This is a genomic window from Candidatus Babela massiliensis (assembly GCF_000513475.1).
Taxonomy (GTDB): domain Bacteria; phylum Babelota; class Babeliae; order Babelales; family Babelaceae; genus Babela; species Babela massiliensis.
Window position 1 is genome coordinate 668895 of the sequence record NC_023003.1, and the last position, 21385, is coordinate 690279.

Genomic DNA, 21385 nt, shown 5'->3' on the forward strand with positions numbered 1-21385 from the left:
TTTAATTTTTAAGCAATAACATCAGTAGCGTCCTCTTTTATTGGCGCTTGAGTTTTATTTAATACTCTATCTCTTGTATTTCTTTTTGTAGAAGCTTTTCTTTTTAATTTATTTTCCTCACGATTTATTTTAGCTTCTATTTCTTCTTTTTGATATTCAGACATATTTTTAGTTTGTTCTAAATATTCTTCAATAATGTTAGTATTAGCTGTTCTATTTGGTAAGAAAAAGTAAGTAATAGGATCTCGATTATCTCCATAAACTATTGTATCATCTAGAACCGATGCTGCATTTCTCATCTTATCTTCCGTATATCTATCAAGACCAGACCTAAATCTTGGGTTTACGATAGTTGGTGATATAAAAATAGCTAGATTTGTTGTTGTAACTATTTTTGTTATACCTTGGAAAAATCTTCCAATAAAAGGTATTTGTCCTAAAATTGGAGTTTGCGTTAAAGAATCTTGAGTATCTATACGGGTAAGGCCTCCTATTACTAAAACATCGCCAGAATTTAAATTAGAATCAGTCTCAACACGCCTAGTTTCTCTATCAATACTAGTAGCACTTAAAAAATCATCGATATCCACAGCTATTTGCAAATTTAATCTAGTTGCTGAGCTTATTCTTGGTATCATTTGAACTTGTATAGATGCAGGAATATCATCAATATTAACACTTATTACTCCAGATTGAGAAGGTACAGCATCTCCTCTTTGTCTTTTGACAATAGATTGCCTGATAGTTGCTTTAGTATTATTTAAACTTACTAAAAATGGATGTGTTATTATCTTTAAATCTAAATATTGATCAAGTATAGCAAGCAAGCCCCATATTCCTCCTCCTGTTCTATTTTGAGCAGAATTTAACCCATCGCTTGGGGTAACAGGATCTCGAAATGAGATTATTAATGATCCAGGGCTCAGTAAATCAGATACTGAAGATACCCCTGTATCAGTGCCTGAATTACTTATAACCCTTAATAGATCTTGAGCAAGGGTTGTAGGTGTTGCTCCAACTACATTATTAACAGGCGTAATATTTGATGATAGAAACCCTACTCCATTTGGTAATTGCTCTAATCTAAGATCTCTAACTGTTCCAGATATTTGTTTAGTTTTGGTATGAGTAATATCAGCAACCAAAACTTCTAAAATTACCTGAGGTTGTGGTTGATCTACTTGTTGTATTAATTTTTTTATCTCTGTCCAGTCATCCGGCATTGCTGCTATAATTAATCGATTACCTCCAGTCCTAATACGACCGGTTATGCCTTTAGCATCAAATTTTACTCCTTCAGGGGTTCTAACCGTTTCATTATCCATTGGACCTTGAATTGGAGGAATATCTATATTTTTTTCAGCATCTATTACCACTCCTTTAAATCTTCTTTCAGGGCCTGAAGATGGACCTTGAGTGCCTTGAGAACCTTGAAGTTCTGTTTTTACAATATCTTGTAATATTGGTAAAAATTCAGAAGCGCTTAAATATTGTAAATTATAGTAATGCAGTATAGATTTTCCTGATTCTTCTATTGTATCTACATGATTATGAATAAAGTCGCGCATTCTACTAACTGCAGTTTCTCTACCCATTAAGATAATTGCATTATTTCTTGTATCAGCAACTATTTGTGTATCAGAAGCAAAATAAGATATAGAAGCTTTTGTATCACTTCTGATGAATGGTGATGCTTTTTCCTCTCCCGCTGCTTTTTTTAAAGTATCAAAGACTTTTGCTACATCTTGAGCAGAAACGTTATAAAGAGGTACTATTTCAATGGTTTCTCTAAAACCTGTTGCGTCAAGTCTTGAAACTATATTTATGATAGAAGCTATAACATTTGCTTTATCTACTAATATAAACCCATTTAATTTTGTTAATATAATAGGATCAGCAGCGCCTGTAGAGCTCATGTCTCTAAATATCTGATTTAAAGGATCGTCTCTATTTTCAGATATCTTTAAATTAGTTAAATAATAAACATACTTTATTCTTGATTCATTGTTAGGTAGATCATCAGGTTTAGTGTTTATATATAATGGTAAAGGTTCACGAGTTACACCTATAGTTGCTGCAGAACCTGTAGGAACAATTTCATATAAATCTTTTTCTTTTTCAAACCAGCTAAAGCCTGAGAGTTCTAAAAATAGTGTTGTTATATCCCATGCTTGTTTGATATTAATACTTTTTTTATCCTCCGGTTCATAGCTAATGACTTGCTGTTTAAAATCTGCTTGAGCTTGAGCATTTTGAGGAATAATGTAATTTACATTTCTTATTTTAGTAAGCATATCAACTATATCAATTAATTTTTTGTTTTTAAAATTAAAATCTATAGTCTCTGTGCTATTTTCTAAATGATCATTATTTTGACCAGAATATTGTGTAGCAGAAAAATTTACTGAATGATATAAAATTAAGTTAAAAATTATTAGTAAATTTATTAAGTTATTGATTTTTATAGTCATAATTTTACGTTCCAAATTTATTCAATATTTTAAACTTTTATTCGCTTTCTTCAACTGACTCAAGAGTAGCGATAGTTAACTCTACATCTATAGTATTAGATCCAGGAACTTTTTTAATTGAAAGCTCTTTTGGATATAGGCGTTCATTCTCTGCTATTTCTGTTAATAAATTTGTTAATGTTTCCATTGTAAGGCCATCAAGATTAGATGTTAATCTTTTTTCTATTTTACCGCTAATTGTATCACCATCTGATCTAGTTGGTGCTTGAAGTTGTTTATTGCTTAGATTAAGCTTTTTTAAAATATTGTTATAAGTTTGAGCGATAAAAAAATTCTTATCTTTTGCTAAAACGTCTTCAACCTTTTCTCTTTGTTGTAAAACTAATCTATAGTTAGTTAGTATTTCTTTAGTTTTATTTCTTTCTTTATTGATTTCAGTCAATTGAGTTTTATATTTATTTACTACTTTATAGTGAAAGTAAAAAATTAAGCTGAGCAATAAACCAAAACCGGTAAAAAATATAAGTGCATATTGTAAAAATTCTTTTTCATCAAGATTCTTTATGAAGTCTTCTACTCTTTTTAGTATAGCCATAATTTTCTAACTTTCTTGAATATCAGTTACATTAAGTATTATTGGTTCAGCCTTAAAGTTATAATCTTGTAATCTTGGTGGATTTTTAAATAGAGGACATTTAAGCTGATTTTGTAATTTAGATAGTTGAGGATAGCCAGGTACCGATCCATACAATATTATTTTATTATTCTTTATATCTATGCTTGATAAATCTAATTGGATTTCTTGAGGATTGATGCACTTACTAAGTTCTGATAAATATTTAAGCATAGAATATCTATTTTTAACCGATAATTGTTGCCAGGCATTTTCTTGCTTAAGTAATTCAGCATTGGCTTTTTTATTAGCGTCTTTTAGGTCTCTTACATCTCTTAATTGGAAATTTTTTTTAAGTTCTTGTATTGCAGAACTTTGAGCATCGTATACTGATCTTTTTAATTTTCTGACTCTTAAGTAAGAATAAAGAGAAAAACTACTTATTATTAATAATAATAAGCCTAATATAGAAGCTAGTTGTGTTATTATAAGTCTATTTTCTTTTGATTCTTCTTGCGACTTGTATAAATTAAAATTAGATGTTATATACGGAGCAAGCGCTGTAGCAATACTTATTAAAAAGCTATTAGGAATTGAACTAACTTTACTTGTTATTTTGCCATTATGGATTATCTTTTTTGTCTCTAAAACGTCAGTTTCTATGTTTATTGTATTTTGTATTAACTCTTTAATTCCTGGTATTTCTGCGCCCATACCGGTTATTATTATTAATTTTATTTCTTGATTTGCTTTTAATCGAGTTGCATAAGTGTTTATAGTAAATTGTAATTCGGAAAATAAATCAATTAAAGAATTTTTAGTAATTTGTTGATATGATTCACTTTCGCTTAAATTAATCCCAAAACGTACTAGATTATTTACTATTTCGTTTAAATCTATTTTTAGATCGTTTTCTAAATTGTTTTGAATTTTTTGAGCTGCAGATTTAATTCCATGAGGAATAATTCTGATATACTTAAGTTGATTATCTATTAGTAAAGCCAAGCGTGTATTATTAAGTCCTAAATCTATTAAGGCTACGTTTTTTGTTTTTGATTGATAATTAGGTATAGAAATATAAAGTCCATATAGATCAAGTATATCTATAGTTATTTTATCCAATTTTAAATTAGCTTGATTAAATAGATTAATATATTGGTCTATGTACTCTTTTTTTACTGCAGCAACTAGTACTTCTGTTTGTGATTCCTTTTTATTTTCATTTATTATGATATTATCTACTATTGCTTGATCAAGTGTAAAAGGTAAAAGAGATTCAACTTCAAAGGGCACAACCATTTTTATTTTTTTCTCTCCTACAAATGGTAAAGTAAGTTCTTTAAATACTACTGAAGCACTTGAAAAAGAAGCAAAGAGATAATCATACTGACCTAATCTTATTTTTAGTTCCCTTAATGCATTAACTACGCGTTCTTGATAATCAAGATTAGAATTATTTTCTATTTTTTCTTCTATTAGGCTTAAAATAGTGCGTTTATGTCCTTGTGCAAGAACTATACTTGCTCTAATTTCACTTCGTCCTATATCAATGGCAACAATTTTTTTCGAAAATAGGTAATAAGAACCAATTTTTTCTGGTATTATTACGTCTGATATCACGTCAGTACTCCATTTGCTTTATTATCTTTTAATTCCTGAGAATCTTCTTTAATTATATCAATTAGACTCTTGTTTTTTGAATTAGTAGAATTTTCGTTATTCATTGCAAGTAACTGCTTAACTTTTGGTTCTTTAACTGATTGTTCACGTTCTATCTCTTTTTCAGTATCTGAAACGTATCTTGATTTTCTGCTTGTGAATTTATCAATCTCAGAAATTTCTCTATTTAAATGATCCTTAAAGAACCATCTATGAATAGGATCTCTTCTTTCAGCATAATGTTCCATACTATAAAGAGTTTCTTTAGTATCATTTAATTGGTATTCAGTATATTCTTGAGCAATTTGATAATCGGTAGGTCTTATGATTTCCGGACAAATTAATATTAATAAGCTGTTTTGTGTTATAGTTTGAGTTTTTGCTTTAAATAACCAACCAAAAAGTGGTATATCTCCTAAAATAGGAACTTTATATTCTTGATCTTGAACTGTATCGCGAACAAGGCCACCTAAAGCTATTACTTCTTTATTGGCTGCTATAGCACTACTACTTATTTGCCTTGTAGAACGTGTTGGTAATTCACCACTAGTCGTAAACTGCGATAGTTCAACATAGATATTTAGAGTTATCATATCATCATAGCTTATTTGGGGTTCTATTTTAACTGATAGATTTGCATCCAAGTTTCCAAAAGCTGGCTGAGATGCACTCCCTCCTTGTACTACTGCTGATAACACACGGCGTGTTTCTCCCACGGTTACTTCAGCTGCGTACTTATTTGTAGTTACTAAAAATGGATTAGCAACTACCGTTACTCTTGCAATCGATTCAAGGATTCTTAAAAGTCCCCAGAAACCATAAAGGTCTTGTCCTAGCGTTACTAATGTGCTTCCAGTTCCAAAAAGACCGCTAGAACTTGTACTTGAAAAATTAGCTAATTCTATTAAATTTCCTAGTAATCTTTCTGCTCCAGAAACTGCAGTACCATTATCAGTATTTCTAGTTATTACTCCATTTAGACCAGCAAATTGATAGTTAATATTTGGACCTAATATTGAAGTTGTTCCCCCAGTTTTATCACAGCAAGCTATATCGTTTCTAATTTGTGAACCGAATTCTTTTGCATTAGTTAAATCTACATTTAAGATTAATACTTTTAAGGCAACTTGAGGTTGTTCTATATCTAATTCATCAAGTAATTCTTTTAATTTTAGATAATCTTCATAATCAGCGTTAATTATTAATCTATTACCTGAAGGTTCTGCTGTAATTTTTACGCTGGGTTTAAAAAATTTACTTCCATCTCTAACGCCACCTACTTGAGCTGCTTTTGCTCTACTTGGATCAGAATTAAACTCTTGTATTGATTTATTAAGAATATCTGCAATAGTAGTAGAATCTAAATATTTTAAAGAATAGATATGCATTGGAGCATAAGGTAATTGTGATTTTCTGTCTATATAACTAGTAACAAAGTCTTCAAATTTTTTAATATTTTCTTTAGTTCCTAATATTATTAGAGAGTTAGTTCTTGGATCATCAAAGACTCTAGTTGATTTGGTAAAGTAATGAGTGCTTGGATTCTTTCTTTGATTAAATCCAAAAGGAGTTCTTTGTTCTTCTGCTCCTACAAGTTCTGTATATAATTTAACTACATCTGATGCATCTGCATGTCTTAATCTAATAATTGCTAATGTTTCTGGTGTATCTACTTTATCAACTTCCTGTAATATATTAAGTAATGATCTTATATTAGATGCTTTATCAGTTAAAATTAAGGCTCTTAATTCTGGAAATTTTATTACTCCTGCAGAAGAATTACTTCTTAAACTATCTATTATTTTAGTTATAACATCAAGATCAGCATTTTCTACAAAATAAATGTATCTTATTTTTAAATCACTGTCTGGCAGTAAGCTATCATCAGTTGATATAAATGTTGGTAAAGGTTCGCTATTGGCAGACCCTTTTCCTTGAGAAGCTGTAACGCGATAGGTTCTTTCAGTTGTAGTAGGAATAACAGAATATCCTGACATTTCAAGAAATGTCAGACCTAAATCCCATACTTGTTTTAAATTTAATGGGGTATTTGATCTAAAAGTAATTTTATTTCCAGTAATTGGTTTGAGACCTTCTGCTCTTTTAGGACCAACATTATCATCTAATATAAATGTTATATCTAAATTATTTTCCAAAAATTTTAATAATTCTGTTATTTCTTGATTTTCAAAATTTATTTGAATTGGTTCGTCAGATTTAACATCACGCCATGGTTCCATATATTTAGCAAGATATATATTCTTTTGTAGTCTTCTATCTTTTTGCTCTATAAGGCGGCTATTCAATTCAGGAGGATGAGAAAGATCAGGGGTAATGGTTTCAGATATTTCCTGCTCTTGTTTTTTATATTCTGATTCATTTAATGGTATATCTGCCATAGATAATTTTTTGGGTATTTCTGATTTATTTTTATCTTTAGTTAAAATAAGATCAGTTGCTATTTTTTTCTTTACTCTTCTATTTGATGGCCTTTGATTTTTAGAAGATTCATTTAATGGTATATCTGCCATCGTTTTTGTGTTTTTACTTACAATACTATTTTTTTTTAGTTTTGAATTTTTATTTATTTGCTTTGGTCTATTATCTAACTTTTTAGTCAATGTTGTATTTGAAGTAGGTTGTTCTTTGGTATTAACTTCCTTTAAAACCGTTTTATTATCACTCTTTGCTGTATCGGTTGGTACATTTGATGTAACTGTTGATTGAGTTGATGGTATGGTTGTTGTATTTGATGAAGGTTTATCAGCAATTGATACTTGAGGAGCTTTACTTGTTAGATCTGTAGTATCTTTTATAACTGCAGTTGATAAATTTTTATTATCTATTACTGGAGTTTCGATTTTTGGGATTGGGCTTACAGTTGTAATTGAGGTTGCATTTACTGCTGAATTCTCTGTGGATGCGCTCGGTATTATACTTGTAATATTATTTGAAGTATCAACCTTGTTTGTGGTGTTTACTGTAGCTTTATTAATATTAGTTTCTTTAGGCTGAGTTTTATTATCAGTTTTTGCAGTTTTTGTTTGAGTTGAAGGTTTTGTATTTGTTTTTCTTATAATTTTTTTTCTAGGTATATTTATCTTTTTATTGTCTTCTATATTTGTTGCATTTTGAGTACTATTTAAAGAAGTATGAGACTCAGTCATTTGCTCTGACTGAGCTATTGTTGAAATGCAATATACATTTAGTAATATAAAGTAAGTAAATATTGATCTATTTTTTATTTTCATGCGATTTTATTTAGCCTAATTTTTTAATGGGACAAATTTTTTAAAATCGATTCTCTGCCGCCATATTTGGTCATTGCATATTTGTCTCTTTTTTTTATTTCTTTAATAGAAGAACTCAGGTTGTTTTTTCTTTTAGCAGTTTTAATAGTATCTATTAATCTTGTTTCTTTATTATTTAGAGCAATCTTTGTCTGTTCTTTATTTTCTTTATTAATTTCTGTGTTAGTTTTTATATGATACTCTAAAGTTATTTTAGCTTTATTTCGCTGTATTTCAATCTTAATTATATCGTCTTGCTTTGCTTGACTAATGATATTATATATCTTAATTCGATTTTCGGTTGTAGTAGGCTCTATATCAGAAATTAAAGTTATTACATCTCCGGGTAATAATCCTAAAGAATAACCTATCGATTTTTTATCCATGTTGCCAATTCTGCAGCCTATACTATTACCTTTTTCAAAAGCAGTGGTTGTATCTAGCATATCAATAAGTTGAGCAAGGCTGGATACGCGTTTTATGAAATTATCTTTATTTATTTCAAATGTTTCAGGAGAGATTTGATGGACTACATCTGTCCATGATGAATCTTGTAATTCTTTAATTTCTTGTTCAGCATCTTCTTGATACATGTATATGCTATCTTGTTGTCCATTTGATCTTAGAGCAAGAATTTTTCTAGGGAAAATTCTTATGATATAAGCATCAAATAATTTATCGCCTACTTTATACGATTTTGTTTCTTTAGTTTTATTATTCACAACGGTTACTTGCGATTTTGATTCACTTGATCCAGAAATTATTCCCGAGATTTTAATTGGTAATGGCTCTAAAAATTGCACTTGTGGTTCCTCAGGCGTTGCTAGTGGTTTTGGCGTAGGTGGATTAGGAACTTCAGGTACTTTTACAGGTTGTGGATTATCTGTTATTGCTTTATATGTACCAAAGAGGTCATTGCCCTGATATATGTATTTTATATCTTTGGGCTTTGGTTTTTCTTCCTTAGTTAATTCTTTAATTTTTGTAGGTGTAATTTGAGTTACATTAATCGGTTCTACTATTTTTTTTAAAGAAAAACCTATGAAAGTTATAATTGCAATTAATAGTATAACTAAGATGCTATTTACGATCCACAACGGGCTTTTCATTCACTTTTCCTTTTAACAATAAATGCCTCAGACAATATCTCCTCTTAATCAAATTTTGTCAAGAACAATTATTGCTTTTTTATTTAAGGTACGGGTATGGTTGCCAATATTTTTCTTATAATTTGGTCAGAATTAATATTTTCTGCTTCTGCCTCATAGGTCAAAATTAATCTGTGTCTTAAAACCGGTAAAGCTATTGTTTTTACATCATCAGGAGTTACAAAGTGTCTTTTTTTAAAGAAAGCATATGCTTTAGATGCTATTGCAAGAGCTAAAGTTGCTCTTGGGGAAACTCCGTATGTTATATATTTTTTTATATCTTGTAATTTAAAAAATTCTGGTTTTCTTGTTGCAAATATTATTTCGGTAATATAGTTTATTATCTTTTGATCTATATAAATTCTTCCAATTAATTCTTGCAGATCCAAAATGTCTTTTTGCTCAATTATTTTGTTTAATGTCTCTATATTTTGATCTCTGGTTAATAAAGTCTTTTCTTCAGCCATTGTTGGATAATCTACGTTTAATTTAAACATAAATCTATCTAATTGGGCTTCAGGTAATCTATAAGTACCTTCTTGTTCCAAAGGATTTTGAGTAGCAAAAACTATAAATGGCTTGTCAAGTTCATAGGTGGTAGAGCCAATAGTTACCTGCTGTTCTTGCATAGCCTCTAAAAGTGCGGCTTGTACTTTGGCTGGAGCTCTATTTATTTCATCTGCTAAAATTAAATTAGCAAAGATAGGCCCTTTTTTTGTTTCAAATTCTTGATTTTTAGGATTATAGATTAATGTGCCTATTAAATCTGATGGCAACAAATCTGGTGTAAATTGTATTCTCTTAAAGGTTAGACCCATTGCTTTTGTAAGTGCTTTAATCATAGTTGTTTTTGCAACGCCTGGGACTCCTTCAAGCAGAATATGTCCATTGCATAGAGTGCCAAGTATCATAAAAGTTAATACTTGTTCTTGTCCTATAATTGTTTTATGTACTTCATCTAGCAAATGCTGGAACTTATTGCTTTCTTGAGAAATTATATCCAACATCGATCAATCCTTCAGGTTATGGGTTGATTATTTTTGAGTTCCTAATAAGATTACTATGTGTAGAAAAGAAATCAATACCAAATTAAAGAAGTCTTGAAAATAGTATATTGTTGGAAAAGATATGTTAAAGAATAGGCTAATTTTTAAATAAAAAAAAGCGTTGTTTTAAAACAACGCTTTTTTTTATTTTGATTCAATGATTAAAGCAATTTATTTAATTCTTCACGAATAGCAAGATCTTTATAATAATCGGTCAAATCCTGTTTTGCTTTTATAATCTTATTAAGTTGATTTAGACCTTTACAACCTAGAAAAGCGCTAACCCCTGAAAGTATCATCGCTGGTGCCCTTTTACCTTCATTCCAAGCGCCTTTAGCTGCATACCCGGAGGCCGCAGAGATTGATAGATATATTAAAGAATTCATGCTGTTGATAAATCGTGATTTGTTTATTTCATAATTATTTACTTGATAGTTTTTTTCTTGAGACTTTTGTAAATTATCTTGAACTTTTTTTAAATAATTATCTTTATTATTCTTCAGCAAATTATATTCTTTTACTAATTTTACTATCTTTTCATGTTCTCTTTTTTCAATTAGATTCAAAATTTCATCTTTATTAGGAACAGCCATTATTGAATAAAAGGTAATTAAAGATAATAAAAATATAATTTTTTTAAATTCCATAAATAACTCCAAAATTTAAGTTAATTAAACTTATATAGAATTTATTATAGCTTTTAAAAAATTATATTCAAATGGTGTCAAAATTAGATTTATATTATTGAATCTAGATGTTTTTAAATTTTATCATTAAATTCATCTTTGAATACAAATTGAGCAATAGTTTTTCTACTGGATTTTTGTTCAAGCTTTCTTAAATTCTGTGGTAAGCTTTCTGGATTACCTGGCTTTCCTATTACGTACATTACTTCAATGTCATAATTTGGATCGATCTTAAAAAATTCTCTTGTTTTTTCATAATCAAATCCTTCTACAGGATGGACAACTAGGCCCATATAGCAGCCTTGTATTGCTAAATTTTGGCATGCTCCACCTGTATCAAATGAATGTGTTCGTGATAATTTTTTATCAGGTCCTGAATATTTATAAGATAAAGCTAAGACTAAAACTGCTGCATCTTTTGACCATAGCCTATTGCCTGGATAAAGTAGTGAAAGAGCATCTTGCCACTTTAAAGAATCTCTTTTTACATAAATAAAGCGCCAAGGCTGATTATTAAATGGAGAGGGAGCCCATTTAGCAGCTTCAAATAAAGACATTAGTTCTTGATCACTTATTTCTTGACCTGACATTGCTCGGGATGACCATCGATTAATAATTACATCTAAAACTGGATATTCTGATTTTCGATTGCTTATATGATTTTTATTTTGATAAAAATTAGCTAATTTTTTTATGCAAAATATAGCAAATATTAAGCTTAAAAGTAAGATTAAAAAAAATATATAATTCTTTATTAAAAGTGCTTTCATTTTTATATTACCTCTGTTATCTAATTTATTAAAATATCATTTAATTGATTATTCAGTTGATTAAATTTTTTTTCTATTAATTTAATAGTATTTTATTTCGTGATAAAATATATCAAATATTAACATACACTTTATAAATATCAATATAGTTAAATAATCTAAATATGTACTATTTTTTTATAAATTAATACAAAATAATCAAATTGACAAAATTTTTTGTATTTATAATTGCTTTTTAATTTTATTTTTTAGTAAATTATAATTAAGCGTAAAAACTACATAATTAACATAAAATATGAAAAAAAATATACTAATTTTAATTATAATAATTTTATTTAAAAATAGCGTAGTAATCTCTGGTAATTTTCCTAAACCTAAGAATCCGCATAGTCAATATTCTTATTGTTATGGTTCTAATGAGCCTAAAGATTATGACAAGACCAAGAGTTGGTGGGAAGTTATTTTTGGTACTAAGCAGGAAGATCCTAAAGTGGATCCTTCTCCTGTAAGTATTACTGAGACTGGTCCTTCGATTGCTCATATTAAGGAGAATATGACTATAAATGATAAGACAACTTTAGAGCAGATTAGAGATTTGCTTGATCGTATATTAAAAGAAATCCAAAAGGGTCCTATTAATATATTTAATGTTAATATGCAAGAAGGTAACAAGTTAACTAATGCATTAAATTTGCAAAATAATAATCTAAATCACAATGTTAATAATAATATTAATATTGCTGCTATAACAGATTATGCAAAAAAAGAATTTGGGCTGATAATAGATTGGATTAAGAACAATAAATTTAAAGTAACTATGACAGCTCTTACCTCTTCTTATATTTTAATAAATGCTAAGTTAATTTACTTAAATTATAAATTAGCAAATGAAAATTGTTGGTCAAAGTGGCGTTTAAATAGTACTATGGAAGAACTTTATAGAGTACCTCAAGCTATATTTGCTCAAGATTTATTAAAAGATATACAAAACACATATACTCAAATAGGAAACATGACTGATTATGTAACCCCTCTTAGTACATTTATTAAAGATGTTGATACTGAAATTAATAATATAAATACTTATATCAGAATGATAAAATTTTTACATAAAACAAAAGTTCGTAAATTTTTTATTTATAATACCAAAATTTATGACCAAGCTCCTGAAAGACTTAATAGATTATTGTTTATTAAAAATACTTTCTTATCTTGGCTTGCTGAGCATAAAATAAGTCAATTTAAACATCTGAGAAAATTAAATCTTATCTAATTTCAAAATATCTCTTTTGTTAAATTTTTATTTAATTAATTGTTTTTATATCCTAAATTTAATACCGTTTAAGCATTTGCAAATAAATATTTAGGATATATTCTGTAAATATAGACTTATAAATATAAATAATTATTAAGTTTGATAATTATGGAGGTAAATAAAATATGAACAGTTTAAAAAAAATAATGTTAATAGGTTCTTTATTAACGTTATTAACTCCAATATATGGTGCAGATAATGTACTTTGCGAACAAATGGTTGAACAAAATTTATTTCAAAAGGATAAAATTGGAGATCTAATTTTATGGGCAATGATAGGAATTGATGTTTCAATTTTTTTACATTTGATTTTTCGTATTGCAGATTTTCATCATAAAGATATATCAGATAAATTTAAAAATTTAAAAGATAAGTTCCATGGTAATAAAAATACTAAGCTTAAAAATTATGCTAAAATGACTGCAATAGGAACTGCAGGAGTAATACCTGCTATATTGGTTTATAAAAATTTAAATAATATAATGCGATATAAGCGAATTTAATAGAAAGCCTATAAGAAGAAGTAGTTAAAACTAGGAAAAGCTTTAATGAAAATTAATTATACTTAAATGTCTATTATACTCAAGATTTAAAGCATCGCCAGATGCTATTTTTTATCAAAAATTTTATCTTTTTTTATTACATTGGATTGTTATTAAAATAATTTTTTAATGGGGTAATATTATTAAAAAATTATTAAGGTTGATAATTATGGAGGTGAATAAATAATGAATAGTTTAAAAAAGATAATGTTAATAGGTTCCTTATTAACGTTATTAACTCCTATATATGGTGCAGATAATGTACTTTGCGAACAAATGGTTGAACAAGGTTTATTCCAAAGGGATACAATTTGTGAATTAGCTTTAGATATAACGTTAGGAGCTGCTTCAGTAGTTGTTCCGTATGTCATTTTTAATTTAGAAAGTTATTATAAAAATATATCAGGTAAACTGAAGAAGTTAAAAGATAATTTTAACGATAATAAAAATACTAAGCTTAAAAATTATGCTAAAACAGCTGCAGTAGGAACTGTAGGAGCAGCCTCGGCTATATTGGCTTATAAGAATTTAAATAATATAAGAGAATTTTCTTATAATAATAGAGAAAATATTTATCGAACGATAAAACGGATTCATTCAACTCTTTCACCCGAGATTAAAAGTTATGCTAAAATAACTGCAGTAGGAACTGTAGGAGCAGCAACTGCCATATTGACTTATAAAAATTTTAAATAATATAACACAAATTCAATTTTTAAAGAAGTAGATTTGAGTTAATTTAAGTAATATTATAGGTAATCAAAATTCAAGAAATTTTAGAAAATTCAGTTTAATAATGAAAAGACTTTCTATTTAAATAGAAAGTCTTTTCATTATGCTTAAGATTTTATTATTGACTTCGATCTTCTTGGGCTGCTACTATGTTGTATGCATTATTTTGAGTTTGTATAACTGGAATTGCTACTCCAGGATTTTGATTATTATAATTTTTTATAATATTATAAAAAGCTTTAGTAACATTAATTACAAAATCTGCAGTGAAGTTAACTAATTTATCCATATGACTTGTTGCATTTGTTCTTGCCCAATCAATAATACCCTGTCTGTATGCATCCTTTGATTCTACTATTAAAGATTTCTTTTGATTGGTTCCTTTTGCTTTTGTTAATTGTTGCATTTTATTTTTAGCGATTTTTATTTTTTTACGGTTTTCTACTTGGTACTTTTGAATCTCATAATAAGCTTGTAAATATTTCTCATATTCATTTATAGACCATAAATCAGAACTTTGATGATATGCTATACCGGTAAGGACCAGAAGACTGCCTATAACTCTATTTATAGAAGGTTTGAAATTGTAAATTGAAAATCCTATAGCACCCAGTGTTAGAATTTTGATTGTAGTAGAGGTTGATCTATTTCTACTATCTATACAGTGAAAAATCCTATAAAAAATTGAATTTTTGCCGTAGTTTTTTAAATCTTTTTTAATAGCAGTCTCAATTTTTTGCATCATATCAGCTATATCTTGGCAAGAAAAATCTCTTGTTGCTGTAGCTAAAATCTCTTTATGACTTTCTCTAATAAATTTTTCTTCTAAAGAGAATGTTCTTTTATTTTTATTTACTTTAATAAGTATATTTTTATATAAAAGATTCTGAATATAATAATTTATTATTTTTAATCTCTTATTATAATCGGGAGAATCTATTTTCATATAATCAACTAAATCACTAAAGTCATAATATTGAGCCAATTCTTCGGGATTAGTATTAGAACTAAACATAATAAATAATCTATTATTTTTCTTATTATCTTCTAACATTTTTGCAAAAAGTTTGAAAATTTGCTTTTTATATAAGTCTTTTATTTTATCTATGTGGCGAATAAATAATATAGTCGGACTATTTTCTTGGTTTATTTCATTAAGTAATTCGCCTATAAAATTACTATAAAATTGAACAATTTCTTTTATATTTTTATCTTTGATCCTATCAGATTCTGAAATTGATTTGCTAATATTATGTTTTGGAGTATTAATATTTTTTAAAGGCCAATTAGTTAATTTACTTAAACTATTTGCTAAGCTTGATTTTCCTGTTTTAGCTGGGCCATATAGCCATAAGCCTCTTAAGTCTTTTAAATTACTATTTAACAGTTCGATAGTACTTTCTAATTCTGAAATTTTCTCATTCTCTACTAGTAAATTTAGTGGAATAAATTTATCTTGAACAAAATTAAAGTTAGATAGTGCTCCAATTAACTGAAAAGCTTGATCTGATTTAGTACGATCGATATTAAGTGAATCAGCAAATATAAATCTAGGACGTTCGTTTTTCTTTTTATCAACAACGCAAGTTACCCAATGTTGGGGATAATATAGAATAAAAATTGTAGTGCCTTCATAAGCATTATCTTTAAATTCTATTGCTGTTTGTTTTAAATTGTCTTCTAAATTAAATAAGTCTTGAATATCTCCCTCAAGACAGAATATTTTTGTATTTTCTGGTAAAAAAGAGCTAGAACTTCTTTTTTTATCTAAAAGAATATTTATTAGATATTCTATTTCTTTACTAGAAACCCAATGTCCCGGTTTAGAAGATTCTAAAGCTTGTCCTTTTTTTGATATGTTAGACCAATCGATTTTATAATTAGCTAAAGGACATCTTTCGGTATCTAAACTATGGCGGGGTTCGCAAACGATGATATTATCATTTTCAACATGGCCGTTTATATAAAAGACTCTTCTTATTTTTGTATAGAATCTGTTCTCTTGATAAAAGGGAATACCCTTTATTGTTTTATCAAGCATTATTTCTGTGAATGCTTTAAATATTCCATAGCTATTTTTATAGAAACGACAAATATCTCCAGCATAACGATAAATATTTTTATTGATTATATTATCAGCAACTTCGACAATAATATCACAAATTGCTTTTCTTTCTTCTTCTGAATACTCACAATTTTCTATTTGCTCAATAGGAATAAGCTTAACATATTCATGACTTAGATTAAGTTCATAAAAGGTTCCTGAATCAGGTCTTTGAATTACTATTTCTTTATCTAAAATAAGATTCTTAAAGAGATAATCTACTATAAACTGTTTGATTAAAACCTTAACTCTTTGTTAACTCTTTGTTCAACAACTTGTCCTTTCCAGATCCGTTTTAAATCTTTGAAAAATCTGTTATTAAAATTTTCTTTATTAAAAAATTGTAGATCTGAAGAATTCTTTAAAGATTTTGCAATCATTATACCATTATAAAGAGCATGATAACCACATGTTCCTGATTGAGGGTTTTGAGATGTTACATCGATTTGAGTAATATTTGCAGGCTTTACTTTTGATAGTTCCATAGCATTTAAGCCGAAACTCAACATTAAGAATAGATTAGGTAAAGTAAGTTTGTATTTATTAATATGCATAAATTTCTCCATTAATTTAATCAAGATTGTTATTTTCTATTATAATTAATATATTATCAGGTTATTAAATAAATTCAATTTTAAATACAATAATTATGTTAGTTTAGACGTAATTATTGATTAATTTGTTGAAAATAAATTACAATTATTAATAATAAGTTATTGTTTAATTTAAAATATGGTGTAAAAATGTTATATAAATTGTTATCTATTTTGATTTTTTTGGTCAGCATAAATAATAGTGTCTTTTCTCAAAATCCTATTGGGCTTAACAATCAAGGAAATACTTGCTTTATGAATTCTTTGCTTCAGTCTCTTTATAATATCGATAAATTGACTAATTATCTCATGCAAAATAGTAATATTTATAATGAGGGAACTGTGGCTCGAGAATACATAGCATTTTTAAAACAGTATAATGTTATGCAGCAAGTTCATAGAGAGAGTTTTGCTCCATTAAATTTTTGTACTAAAATTTGGAGTTTAAAAAAGCCAAATGGAAAGCCTATTTTTCCTCAAAGTGCTACAGGCGATGCTCAAGAACTTTTATCTATATTATTAGATCATTTGAAAAATCAAGATATAAATAAAGATATCGTAAGTATTAGATATGGATTTCCATTTAACGATAAGGTTAAAACTTATATTAGTGATTTATTTGATATAATAATTAGTAGAACCTATAAAACGAAGTCTGGTAAAACTTATATTGCAGGCGCTGAATTAACCGATATTTTATCCCTTCCTATACAGGATTTGTTAACTGGAAATATAAGTAAAACACTTGAGGAATGTTTAGATAAATATTTTGGTCCAGAAGAAATAACTGTTAAAAGAGAGGGAATAAATCAAGAATTAGAATTGCAAAAAAAAATAGTTAAATTGCCAAAAATATTGAATATTCAATATAGAAGATGGGATCTATTAAATGATAATAGGAAGATATATAATAGTGTGGCTTTTCCGGTAGAAAATTTAAATTTAAGTAAGTACTTATCTACAGATGCTCCTAAAAATCAAGAAACAATATATGATTTAGCCGCTATTGTAATGCATCATTATGAGGGAGCTCACTATTCAGCGTATATAAAAAAGAATAATCATTGGTACTATTGTGATGATCCTAGGGTTACGCCCGTATCTATTGATAATATAATGAATATAGCCCATCCTACTGATGAAGCAACTAAATTACATCAAGATCCTACACCATATTTATTATTTTATGAGCAAAAACCTCAAGTTTTAGATATATTATATCCTCCAAAGATAACAAAAGAATGGTTGCTAGATGAATTACAAAAATATTATGATTTAGATATTATAGACGCCTATTTAACAAGTTTTAATAAAAATTTAAATAAAGATATGGTTATAAACAATTTTGTCAACGGTATTAATGATCAATTTTTAACTTTAGAGTGGATTGTTAGAGATATTCAAGATATTACAGAAATAGCTCCTAAAATTGTTATTACTAGGCCGCTAGAGAGTAATATAAGAGATTTAAGTAATTTGTCTTGGCAGATAACTAATTTAGATAATAGAATCAAAGAATTAAAAAAGTAGCTAATTTAGCTACTTTTAATATTTTGACCTAAAGAAAGTATCGCCAAAATCTATACCTAAGCCTATGAATCCTGAAGTATTAGGTTTACTTGCAAAATCATTAGCTCCAAAAGAAATATAAAAATTTGGAGATATAAATAACCGATTCATAAATCTTAATTGTGGCTTGTTAGTATCTTTAATAAAATGGTTTTTACCAGTTAAATCAAATACTTCAAAAGTTGATACTAATCTTATACGATCCTTAAAAATTGGTATATAAAAATCTAATGCAAGTCCTGGAGTTGATCTAAAAAGACCTATTCTTAAACCAAAATAATTATAAAAGTACCCTCCAGTTTGTATATTAAACAAGAAAGTGTTTAACTTTCTTTTTGAAAGTTTATAACAATTTTTAATGCTATTATCATTAGGATCTAAATTAATTAGACAACCATTTTGGGGATTCTGATATAGATTTACTTTCCTTTGTTTAGCGAGTCCATCTTTAGAAAAAGTGGTACCTGTTAATAAATAAAAGTAATCATTTGGATGAAACCAAAAATTTAAAAGAGCTTCAAAGTTTTTATGTCCATCGGGACAAAAAAAAGCTTGATAATAATTATCAACTCCTAGTGTTATATTGCTAAATCCTTCAACACAGGTTCTTGCGCCTGATATTATTTCGTTAAAGTTATTAATTATAGGTTCTTTTTCATTAGTAATGATCTTTGTAAGAATTGGATGTTGAGTAAGCTTGTAACCTAAATCTGTTATTAAATTAGCTGCCTTTTGTATAGAGTTAGATGTATGCTCAAACTTATTTAAGAACATATCCGTTTTTTGCGAAATTTTGCTTACTAAAGTAGTAGTATCTTGAGATAATTGAGGTAAAACTTCTTTTACTGTATCTATAATTTCTGGAACATCAGTTGTTGCTTTATCAAGATTATCGATAATATCAATAACTTTTTCTTTATTCTGATTAACTGTTTCTTGAACTTTATCAGATATTGATTTAAAGGCTTTAGTTGCATTAGCTACATTTTTAATAGTATCTCTAATTTGACTTATATTTTCTTTATCAGTAATTATCATTTTTAACGAATTAGTCGCTTGCGATATATCTTCAGCAACTTTATTAAAAGAAATAAATAGATCTTCAAGAGAAAGTTGAGGTTGTGTTAAATTCTTATTAAATACTTCTCCTTCTTCTAATGACCTAGTTAGTGAGTTTCCAGGCACTATATCAATGAATTTGATACTAAGTAGACCATCTTGTCTAATATATGCTTGAGCATCATAGCCTAATTTATAATTTTTAAGTATCATAACTTTAGTAATAACATCTGAACCATTATCGCTTAATTTAAATGAATCAACCCATCCCACTTTTACACCAGCTATTCGAACGTCAGCTTTTTTAGTTAATCCAGATACATTTTTAAAATCTATATAATAAGATACATAGCTGCCTTTATTAACTTTTAAGAAGCCTATTTTATAACTCATATATAAGAAAGCAGATAGTGATATTAAAACAAAAGTTCCTACAATTGTTTCTCTTTTAATTTGCAAAGCAATCCTTAATAAAAAATAAAATTAAATAAAAATAAAATTAAAACCAATAGATTTTTGCTATCTTAAATTTTATATTTTTTGAACCAGTTTGATTAGTATTATCTCTTTTAAGTAAAGCATTCAATCTTACTCTAGTATTACCTAAAGCTATATAAACTACAACAGAAAAAGCGCTAGGATCAAAATTATATGCAAACAAATTGGTTATTTCTTTATCAAATGAATTAAAACTTTTGCCATATATTGGAGCAAATATTTTATCCCAATCTTGATCCCAATTAGTGTTAGGCTTAAATTTACTTACAAGTTCTTGCATATTGACCTGATCTGTTTTCAGTTCTAATATTTTACTCAAAGATTTCGATAAAAGCCATGGATTAATCTTAGCAAAATTTGAACTTGCAGTAAAAAGGTCCATTAAATATATAGGTTCTTCTTTACTTTTTTTTTCTTTTGTTTCATTTGTTAGATTAACGAAAATGTTATTTTTAAATATATTAAACTGTTTTATTTTTAATAAATCTGTTGGATCTTCTATAGGTCTTTTAATTTCTTTGGTGATCTCTTTTATATTGTTGATAATATTAATTTTTAGCTTTTTTTCAATTAAAGAATTAATAGATGTGATAAAAGTTTTGGGTTCTTTTAATCCTTCTACTTTTTTTTCTTGAGATTTTTCTTGATTTTGTGTATCGCTTTCTATTTTTTCTACTTTTCCTTCTGCGCTTATAGCGATTGCTGAATCTTCCTCTTTTGGTTTAATTTGTTGTTGTCTTTTTTCCTTTATTTCTATCTGCTTTGCGATATAATTTAAATTTATTTTACCTTGCTCGCAAGATATATATAATTTTATTTGTGCTTCTAAACCTGTTTCAGATGGTAACTCAATCGTTTGCCATTTATTGATAATTGGAGCAATTTGCTTGAACCATTCTTTTTCAAAAGATTTTTGTTCTTTACTTTCTTCTTTATTATCTTGAGATTTATTATCTGCGTTTTTAGGCAATTCTTTTTTTTGATCATTTGTGCTGACAGATTTTTTTTCCGGTTCATTAAAATTAAATGAAACTTGGCTTAAAGCAAGCTCTACAGCTCCTAATGCAAGTAATCTTGCTTTTTCTTTATTTAAGTTAAAATATACTTGTCTTTGATAGCTTATTGATTTCTGTACTATCGATGTCAAAAATGCTACGCTTAAAGAAACCATTATTAATGTTAAGACTAATATATATCCAGAAGCTTTTTTTGAGCTTATGAAATATTTTTTCATTTTAAACCTATTTTCTAGTGATTTACGCATACTATTATCAAATTATATATATTATT

General features: G+C 27.6%; 16 protein-coding genes. 4 read left to right on the forward strand and 12 right to left on the reverse strand.

Annotated features, from left to right (window positions below):
* Positions 1-8: 8 nt before the first annotated feature.
* The 8 genes from BABL1_RS03080 to BABL1_RS03115 all read right to left on the reverse strand — a co-directional run bounded on the left by BABL1_RS03080 (position 9) and on the right by BABL1_RS03115 (position 11683).
* A complete protein-coding gene (locus tag BABL1_RS03080; protein WP_023792262.1) occupies positions 9-2471 on the reverse strand; it encodes a secretin N-terminal domain-containing protein in 2463 nt (820 codons plus the stop codon).
* Between the two features lie 37 nt (positions 2472-2508).
* Positions 2509-3066, reverse strand: a complete 558-nt coding sequence (locus BABL1_RS03085; protein WP_023792265.1) for a hypothetical protein — start codon at positions 3064-3066, stop codon at positions 2509-2511.
* Between the two features lie 6 nt (positions 3067-3072).
* Entirely contained in the window at positions 3073-4704 is a 1632-nt protein-coding gene (pilM, locus tag BABL1_RS03090) for a pilus assembly protein PilM (RefSeq protein ID WP_023792268.1), read from the reverse strand.
* Positions 4701-7994: a secretin N-terminal domain-containing protein gene (locus BABL1_RS03095; RefSeq protein WP_023792271.1), complete on the reverse strand. Its 3294-nt coding sequence runs from the start codon at positions 7992-7994 to the stop codon at positions 4701-4703. Before BABL1_RS03095 ends, pilM begins: the two co-directional genes overlap by 4 nt.
* Before the next feature lie 23 nt (positions 7995-8017).
* Complete coding sequence (locus BABL1_RS03100) at positions 8018-9142, reverse strand: PDZ domain-containing protein (RefSeq protein ID WP_023792273.1); 1125 nt, start codon at positions 9140-9142, stop codon at positions 8018-8020.
* Positions 9143-9225: 83 nt separating this feature from the next.
* Positions 9226-10188, reverse strand: coding sequence for an AAA family ATPase (locus BABL1_RS03105; protein ID WP_023792276.1), 963 nt, complete (start codon positions 10186-10188; stop codon positions 9226-9228).
* A gap of 200 nt (positions 10189-10388) precedes the next feature.
* Entirely contained in the window at positions 10389-10874 is a 486-nt protein-coding gene (locus BABL1_RS03110; protein ID WP_023792279.1) for a hypothetical protein, read from the reverse strand.
* Between the two features lie 113 nt (positions 10875-10987).
* Entirely contained in the window at positions 10988-11683 is a 696-nt protein-coding gene (locus tag BABL1_RS03115) for a nitroreductase family protein (protein WP_023792282.1), read from the reverse strand.
* Positions 11684-11978: 295 nt separating this feature from the next.
* Here BABL1_RS03115 and BABL1_RS03120 point away from each other — a divergent pair, with 295 nt between their 5' ends.
* The 3 genes from BABL1_RS03120 (at position 11979) to BABL1_RS03130 (ending at position 14236) form a co-directional block, all read left to right on the forward strand.
* Positions 11979-12956, forward strand: coding sequence for a hypothetical protein (locus BABL1_RS03120; protein WP_023792285.1), 978 nt, complete (start codon positions 11979-11981; stop codon positions 12954-12956).
* A 167-nt stretch (positions 12957-13123) separates the two neighbouring features.
* Positions 13124-13501: a hypothetical protein gene (locus BABL1_RS03125; RefSeq protein ID WP_023792288.1), complete on the forward strand. Its 378-nt coding sequence runs from the start codon at positions 13124-13126 to the stop codon at positions 13499-13501.
* Between the two features lie 225 nt (positions 13502-13726).
* Positions 13727-14236 (forward strand): hypothetical protein, encoded by a 510-nt coding sequence (locus BABL1_RS03130; protein WP_023792291.1) that lies wholly within the window; start codon positions 13727-13729, stop codon positions 14234-14236.
* Positions 14237-14390: 154 nt separating this feature from the next.
* On the opposite strand, the gene BABL1_RS03135 is transcribed toward BABL1_RS03130, so the two are convergent.
* Positions 14391-16313, reverse strand: coding sequence for an AAA family ATPase (locus tag BABL1_RS03135; protein ID WP_023792294.1), 1923 nt, complete (start codon positions 16311-16313; stop codon positions 14391-14393).
* Between the two features lie 299 nt (positions 16314-16612).
* Entirely contained in the window at positions 16613-16930 is a 318-nt protein-coding gene (locus tag BABL1_RS03140) for a hypothetical protein (RefSeq protein ID WP_023792297.1), read from the reverse strand.
* Between the two features lie 189 nt (positions 16931-17119).
* Here BABL1_RS03140 and BABL1_RS03145 point away from each other — a divergent pair, with 189 nt between their 5' ends.
* Positions 17120-18499 carry a ubiquitin carboxyl-terminal hydrolase family protein gene (locus BABL1_RS03145; protein WP_023792299.1) on the forward strand — a complete coding sequence of 460 codons (1380 nt, stop codon included), beginning with the start codon at positions 17120-17122 and terminating at the stop codon, positions 18497-18499.
* Positions 18500-18514: 15 nt separating this feature from the next.
* On the opposite strand, the gene BABL1_RS03150 is transcribed toward BABL1_RS03145, so the two are convergent.
* Both BABL1_RS03150 and BABL1_RS03155 read right to left on the reverse strand, forming a co-directional pair.
* Entirely contained in the window at positions 18515-20056 is a 1542-nt protein-coding gene (locus tag BABL1_RS03150; protein WP_023792302.1) for an MlaD family protein, read from the reverse strand.
* 40 nt (positions 20057-20096) lie between these two features.
* Complete coding sequence (locus BABL1_RS03155) at positions 20097-21329, reverse strand: hypothetical protein (RefSeq protein ID WP_023792304.1); 1233 nt, start codon at positions 21327-21329, stop codon at positions 20097-20099.
* Positions 21330-21385 lie beyond the last annotated feature (56 nt).

Bases quoted from the DNA above. Each gene is read 5' to 3' on its own strand.
- BABL1_RS03105 (WP_023792276.1), bottom strand. From the start codon at position 10,188: ATGTTGGATATAATTTCTCAAGAAAGCAATAAGTTCCAGCATTTGCTA.
- BABL1_RS03140 (WP_023792297.1), bottom strand. From the start codon at position 16,930: ATGCATATTAATAAATACAAACTTACTTTACCTAATCTATTCTTAATG.
- BABL1_RS03110 (WP_023792279.1), bottom strand. From the start codon at position 10,874: ATGGAATTTAAAAAAATTATATTTTTATTATCTTTAATTACCTTTTAT.
- BABL1_RS03095 (WP_023792271.1), bottom strand. From the start codon at position 7,994: ATGAAAATAAAAAATAGATCAATATTTACTTACTTTATATTACTAAAT.
- BABL1_RS03135 (WP_023792294.1), bottom strand. From the start codon at position 16,313: ATGCTTGATAAAACAATAAAGGGTATTCCCTTTTATCAAGAGAACAGA.
- BABL1_RS03080 (WP_023792262.1), bottom strand. From the start codon at position 2,471: ATGACTATAAAAATCAATAACTTAATAAATTTACTAATAATTTTTAAC.
- BABL1_RS03125 (WP_023792288.1), top strand. From the start codon at position 13,124: ATGAACAGTTTAAAAAAAATAATGTTAATAGGTTCTTTATTAACGTTA.
- BABL1_RS03100 (WP_023792273.1), bottom strand. From the start codon at position 9,142: ATGAAAAGCCCGTTGTGGATCGTAAATAGCATCTTAGTTATACTATTA.
- BABL1_RS03130 (WP_023792291.1), top strand. From the start codon at position 13,727: ATGAATAGTTTAAAAAAGATAATGTTAATAGGTTCCTTATTAACGTTA.
- BABL1_RS03085 (WP_023792265.1), bottom strand. From the start codon at position 3,066: ATGGCTATACTAAAAAGAGTAGAAGACTTCATAAAGAATCTTGATGAA.
- BABL1_RS03155 (WP_023792304.1), bottom strand. From the start codon at position 21,329: ATGAAAAAATATTTCATAAGCTCAAAAAAAGCTTCTGGATATATATTA.
- BABL1_RS03115 (WP_023792282.1), bottom strand. From the start codon at position 11,683: ATGAAAGCACTTTTAATAAAGAATTATATATTTTTTTTAATCTTACTT.
- BABL1_RS03120 (WP_023792285.1), top strand. From the start codon at position 11,979: ATGAAAAAAAATATACTAATTTTAATTATAATAATTTTATTTAAAAAT.
- BABL1_RS03145 (WP_023792299.1), top strand. From the start codon at position 17,120: ATGTTATATAAATTGTTATCTATTTTGATTTTTTTGGTCAGCATAAAT.